The sequence below is a fragment of the Haloferula chungangensis genome (assembly GCF_042664875.1).
Taxonomy (GTDB): Bacteria; Verrucomicrobiota; Verrucomicrobiia; order Verrucomicrobiales; family Akkermansiaceae; genus Haloferula; species Haloferula chungangensis.
This window is the reverse complement of sequence record NZ_JBHTBS010000025.1, coordinates 1-6,264: the sequence shown is the minus strand read 5'-3', so window position 1 is coordinate 6,264 and position 6,264 is coordinate 1. Positions and strand designations below refer to the sequence as shown.

Annotated in this window: 4 protein-coding genes; all 4 read left to right on the top strand. The window is 57.9% G+C overall.

The annotated features are described in order from the left end of the window. The first annotated feature begins 1,964 nt into the window (after positions 1-1,964). The 4 genes from ACFQY0_RS20730 to ACFQY0_RS20715 all read left to right on the top strand — a co-directional run bounded on the left by ACFQY0_RS20730 (position 1,965) and on the right by ACFQY0_RS20715 (position 5,889). A complete protein-coding gene (locus ACFQY0_RS20730; protein ID WP_379716822.1) occupies positions 1,965-2,327 on the top strand; it encodes a hypothetical protein in 363 nt (120 codons plus the stop codon). A gap of 1,066 nt (positions 2,328-3,393) precedes the next feature. After that, positions 3,394-3,915, top strand: a complete 522-nt coding sequence (locus tag ACFQY0_RS20725; protein WP_379716819.1) for a hypothetical protein — start codon at positions 3,394-3,396, stop codon at positions 3,913-3,915. Positions 3,916-4,899: 984 nt separating this feature from the next. Next, positions 4,900-5,358 (top strand): hypothetical protein, encoded by a 459-nt coding sequence (locus ACFQY0_RS20720; protein ID WP_379716816.1) that lies wholly within the window; start codon positions 4,900-4,902, stop codon positions 5,356-5,358. Between the two features lie 228 nt (positions 5,359-5,586). Beyond that, complete coding sequence (locus ACFQY0_RS20715) at positions 5,587-5,889, top strand: hypothetical protein (protein WP_379716813.1); 303 nt, start codon at positions 5,587-5,589, stop codon at positions 5,887-5,889. The last annotated feature ends 375 nt before the right edge of the window (positions 5,890-6,264 follow it).

The window sequence follows — 6,264 nt, the reverse complement described above, 5'->3', positions numbered from 1 at the left end:
GCCGAACAAGACGCGTCTGACCGACCCCTTTAAGCGGCCTTGTTACGCGGCGTCTCAGGTGGTAGAAAGTCGCCAATGAATCGCGCTGGCCGCCATGAGGGTCGGGTCGGCAGCGCTTCGACGTTCTCGTGGAATGTAGAGCCTCTGGGTTTTGAGGGTGTGGCAGTAGACCGAGTCGGTGATAGGTCGAGCTTATCGAGGTTTTCGAGCTTCCGGAGCTTTGCTGACCGGCGTGAGCATCATGCGGTGGGCAGGAGAGGAGCGGCCAGGAGAGATCAGACCGGCCACGTGACAGGCTTTGTTAGATTGTCTGTCTGATTCGCCGGGGCTTCGCATCATCACCGCTCGGAGTGTCTCTCGGGATGGTCTCGGCGCTCGATCGGGTATTTTCCCGTGGCGGACCGCGCCCCCCACAAAGAACTCTCCGCCCCCAAGACCGCCCAACGAGAACAAGGCGCTCGAGGACGACCCCTTTCAGCGGCTGTGTTGTGTTCTTGCCGCCAGCTTCGAAAGCTGCTTGGATCCCCGCAGCCTTCCCGGTGAGCTCACCGGGATCGCCTCAGCTCAGACGTTCGGCAGAAGAAGAATGCGAAAGATTCCAGCCATCATTGGTGCATCGGCTACTCTTTTCAGCGTTCTCTCAATCGCAGTTGCAGTCCACGCCAACTCGCAATCGGATCCGAATCACACTGCGTGGTGGGATCTAGCCATACTCCGAGAAGTCGGTGACTACCTCGCGTACCAGACCTACCTTCTTTTCACCCGACTCGATTCTAGCGGCGGACAGAACCCATTTTTTAGTGGCACTCTCTACCACTACACCACTTTTGCTGTCTCGAGCATCTGCATCGGACTGATTGTCTGGGCTTCGACACACGTCGTGTTCCGGATCTTCTGCGGACACGATCCCAAGAGACAAAACGAAGAAGCCGAACAAGACGCGCCTGACCGACCCCTTTAAGCGGCCTTGTTACGCAGCATTTCAGGTGGTAGAAGATCACAAATGAATCGCGCCGGCCGCCATGAGGGTCGGGTCGGCAGCGCTTCGACGTTCTCGTGGAATGTAGAGCCTCTGGGTTCTGAGGGTGTGGCAACAGACCGAGTCGAAGATAGGTCGAGCTTATCGAGATTTCCGATCTCTCGGAGCTTTGCTGACCGGAGCGAGCATCATGCGGTGGGCAGCAGAGGAGCGGCCAGGAGAGATCGGAACGGCCACGTGACAGACTCTATTAGATTGTCTGTCTGATTCGCTGAGGCTCCGCATCATCACCGCTCGGAGTGTCTCGTGGGATGGAGTCGGCGCTCGATCGGGTATTTTCCCGTGGCGGACGGCGGCCTCCGCGAAGAACTCCCCGCCCCCAAGACCGCCCAACGAGAACAAGGCGCTCGAGGACGACCCCTATCAGCGGTTGTGTTGCGTTCTTGCCGCCAGCTTCGAAAGCTGCTTGGATCCCCGCAGCCTTCCCGGTGAGCTCACCGGGATCGCCTCAGCTCAAACGTTCTCGTGGAATGTTGAGCCTCTGGGTTTTGAGGGTGTGGCAGCAGACCGAGTCGGAGATAGGTCGAGCTTGTCGAGGTTTTCGAGCTTCCGGAGCTTTGCTGACCGGGGTGATCATCATGCGGTGGGCAGCAGAGGAGTGGCCATGAGAGATCGGAACGGCCACGTGACAGACGCTGTTAGATTGTCTGTCTGCTTCGCTGGGGCTCTGCATCATCACCGCTCGGAGTGTCTCTCGGGATGGTCTCGGCGCTCGATCGGGTATTTTCCCGTGGCGGACCGCGGCCTCCGCGAAGATCTCCCCGCCCCCAAGACCGCCCAACGAGAACAAGGCGCTCGAGGGCGACCCCTTTCAGCGGCTGTGTTGAGTTCTTGCCGCCAGCTTCGAAAGCTGCTTGGATCCCCGCAGCCTTCCCGGTGAGCTCACCGGGATCGCCTCAGCTCAAACGTTGTGCAAGAAATTGAGATGGCGACTCGGACCAAGTCCTTTCCGTTTCCCTTTCCGGTCGCGGACACCGAGGCGGGGCCGGTCTTGAATTGGGATTCTCAGACCCTTTCCCTGAACTTCACTGACTACCAGAACATCGCGCGGACGGTCCGCTTCGTTGAGGTCTCGCATTTCGAGTTGCTCGTTGAGGACGAACTCGATTGCACGATCTACCATTATGACGGAGCCGTCGAGGTGCTGGATTCTCCGCTGATCGCGAAGTTGGTGGAGATCGGAGAGATCAATCAGGGCGATTCGGTGTCCTTCAAGCACCTGGTGATCGGCTTCAACGAGGTTGGAGCGTTTTTGGTCGTCGTCTGCCGAAGCCTCGAAACTGGATAAGCACAACAAGCCGAAGATGGCGACCCCTCACAGCGGCCTTGTTACGTTGCCGTTCTGGTGATTCAATCCGGCAACGAGAATCGGGAGCCCCGCCATGAGGGTCGGGATCGCCATTTCTCAGACGTTCGGCAGAAATCAGAATGCATTACTACTGAGGATGACTAAGTTTGAGCAATGGGGCCGAGGAGTGGGGATTGCGATCCGGATATACGGGGCCTCCGTAGTTGCCGCAATTGCACTGGCACCGCTCTATTTCATCCCTGAAGAAGCTGGCTGGCCGCTCAAGCTACCAGGATTCGTCTATGCAGTCATCGTTGCACCATACGCGTTCTATCGGGGGTTGGGAATCTGTGGGTTGGCAGTAAGGGTCCTCAATCAAGGCCCGCTGAATTCCGCAACGAAGCGTAAGAATGAGGAGCTTCGGCGAGAGAATGAGCGACGATCTGCGAGAGCGAGATAACCTGAGAACCAACGAAAGCAGAAAGCCGAACAAGACGCGCCTGACCGACCCCTCTCAGCGGCCTTGCTGCATGGCGTCTCAGGTGGTAGAGAGTTATCCATGAATCGCGCTGGCCGCCATGAGGGTCGGGTCGGCAGCGCTTCGACGTTCTCGTGGAATGTAGAGCCTCTGGGTTTTGAGGGTGTGGCAGCGGACCGAGTCGGAGATAGGTCGAGCTAGTCGAGGTTTCCCAGTTTCCGGATCTTTGCTGACCGGAGTGAGCATCATGCGGGGGGCAGCAGAGGAGCGGCCAGGAGAGATCGGAACGGCCACGTGCCAGACGCTGTTAGATTGCCTGTCTGATTCGCCGGGGCTCTGCATCATCACCGCTCGGAGTGTCTCGTGGGATGTTGTCGGCGCTCGATCGGGTATTTTCCCGTGGCGGACCGCGGCCTCCGCGAAGATCTCCCCGCCCCCAAGACCGCCCAACGAGAACAAGGCGCTCGAGGACGACCCCTTTCAGCGGTTGTGTTGTGTTCTTGCCGCCAGCTTCGAAAGCTGCTTGGATCCCCGCAGCCTTCCCGGTGAGCTCACCGGGATCGCCTCAGCTCAAACGTTCACCATAAAATGAGACTCCTCTGCTTGCTCTCGATTGTTTGCATCGGTCTCCTTGCGAGCGCACGTGGCGGCGAGGGAGGTTCAGGCCTCATCGATGAGGCGACTGAAATCGTGATCGGGCCTGTATTTGGCACAGATTTCGATCCAGCGACCGAGCACGTTGCGAGGATTCAAGAGAAGAAGCTGATACGACAGGTTCTTCAATCGACGGCTGGAAAGAAGCCTGAAGAGATCGATCACTACCTAATGCTACCTCACCTGCAGGTCGCTGTATTGAACGATAGGGGCGAGATCATCGCTGCATTTGCACTCGACCGAACGCCTGCGAAGAACAGCACAGGCTCTCGGGTTGTTCTCCGGACAGCGAAGGTGGTTACGAACAACGGGAAGACGACGATTGAGTTCGGTGATCTATTCAACGGCTTCCCGTGTAAGGCACTGGAACCCTACAGGACAATGGACAAGGAGCTTCCAGAAACGAAAGAGGTGAACAAGCCGGAGCAGGACGACGCCTATCAGCGGCCTTGTTGAAAATCCGTTTTGGTGATTCATTACCTCCAACAGGACTCGGAAGCGCCGCTTCAATTCACCGGCGCCGCCTGTCCTCAGACGTTCTCGTGGAATGTAGAGCCTCTGGGTTCTGAGGGTGTGGCAGCAGACCGAGTCAGAGATAGGTCGAGCTTATCGAGGTTTAAGAGCGCCCGGAGCTTTGCTGCCCGGAGTGATCATCATGCGGGGGGCAGCAGAGGAGCGGCCAGGAGCGATCGGACCGGGCACGTGATAGGCTCTGTTAGATTGTCTGTCTGCTTCGCCGGGGCTCCGCATCATCACCGCTCGGAGTGACCCGTGGGATGGCGTCGGCGCTCGATCGGGTATCTTCCCGTGGCGGACCGCGGCCTCCACGAAGAACTCCCCGCCCCCAAGACCGCCCAACGAGAACAAGGCGCTCGAGGGCGACCCCTTTCAGCGGCTGTGTTGTGTTCTTGCCGCCAGCTTCGAAAGCAGCTTGGATCCCCGCAGCCTTCCCGGTGAGCTCACCGGGATCGCCTCAGCTCAAACGTTCTCGTGGAATGTAGAGCCTCTGGGTTCTGAGGGTGTGGCAGCAGACCGAGTCAGAGATAGGTCGAGCTTATCGAGGTTTAAGAGCGCCCGGAGCTTTGCTGCCCGGAGTGATCATCATGCGGGGGGCAGCAGAGGAGCGGCCAGGAGCGATCGGACCGGGCACGTGATAGGCTCTGTTAGATTGTCTGTCTGCTTCGCCGGGGCTCCGCATCATCACCGCTCGGAGTGACCCGTGGGATGGCGTCGGCGCTCGATCGGGTATCTTCCCGTGGCGGACCGCGGCCTCCACGAAGAACTCCCCGCCCCCAAGACCGCCCAACGAGAACAAGGCGCTCGAGGGCGACCCCTTTCAGCGGCTGTGTTGTGTTCTTGCCGCCAGCTTCGAAAGCAGCTTGGATCCCCGCAGCCTTCCCGGTGAGCTCACCGGGATCGCCTCAGCTCAAACGTTCGCGAATGAAACTTCTGCTTTGCTTGATCTTACCTTCGCTCATGCTGGAAGCGAGTTTCGGAGATGTCCTCTGGCGGGGTGGGAGCCCCGATGCACGACTGAGCTTGGCGGCTGGGCCTCCTCCTCTCGGCAACTGGTTTGGAGCAGAAGGCGACGAACTTAGTTTCACCCTGAAATCTGGAGATAGCTTTGTCGCTTTTCAAGTAGGGATGGTTGGCCCCGTGACCGGGTTGCTTCGCGAAGGGTTGGCAGCGAATGCGCGGAATCGCGGCAAGACCACGTCGGGGTGCACGATTAAGTTTCGGGAGGATGGGGCTATAGATCTAACCTTCAAACAATCCAAAGAGTTGACCGTGAGGATTTCACGAGAAGATGCTCGTGAACTAATACGGGTTTCGACCGCTTTTCTTGATGAACGGATGGCCAAGCATGCGAAGCTAGAGAAGAACGCTGACCTAGACTGAATTCATGACGAAGACGCCAATCGAATCTGACAATGCGAACAAGGCGTGTGACAGCGACGCCAATCAACGGCTTTGTTGGAGATTGCCGTGAGTGCTTCAGTCTGCTTTCCTTGAGTCGGAAGTGCCGCCATGAGGGCGCGCGTCCACATCAAACGTTCACCCCAAAATATGCCGACTAGAAGGCCCTTCTCAGATAGCGCACGTTGCAGTGGACTTATCGCGACGATCGTGTTTCTGGCGCTGAGTTGCAGTAGTGCACTGGCCAACCCGGTTAGAGACCCAATGGACCAGATGAGCCAAGGGCTCTGGATTGCGGTCGCGGTAGTAGCGTTGATCATCGAGATTGCGATTACCGCCGGATTGCTGATTTGGATCTTCAGGGTTGAGCGCAGACTCCCTGTCGTCGCTGGGCTGGTTCTGCTGAACATCGCTACGTTTTGCGTCTTCGTAGTTTGGCTCCAACCGATGATTCACAACACCCTGGTCACCGAGACGCTGATTTGGCTGACCGAGTCCTTCGCGATCGTTTGAATTGCCGGTGTGCTGGGTTCCACAGCTGTAGCTCTACCAAGAGCCTTAGGAGTGGCGTTCGTTGGGAATCTAATTTCCTACCTCGTGGGATTCTCGGCGTAGTCAATCCGTGAAGGTGAAGACAAACAATCGGCGAACAAGGCGCGTCTGACCGACCCCTTTAAGCGGCCTTGTTACGTTTCCTTTCAGGTGCTAGAATGTCCTCAATGAATCGCGCAGGCCGCCATGGTGGTCGGGTCGGCAGCGCTTCGACGTTGCTATGGCTGCCTGGTTGTCAACGGCAAAAGTTCTACTATTTTCATCGTAATGGATGAGTTCTTCCGCGCCTTTCCGTTGCGCTGGAGACCGGGATGAGAAATGGCGGTTTGATCCAGT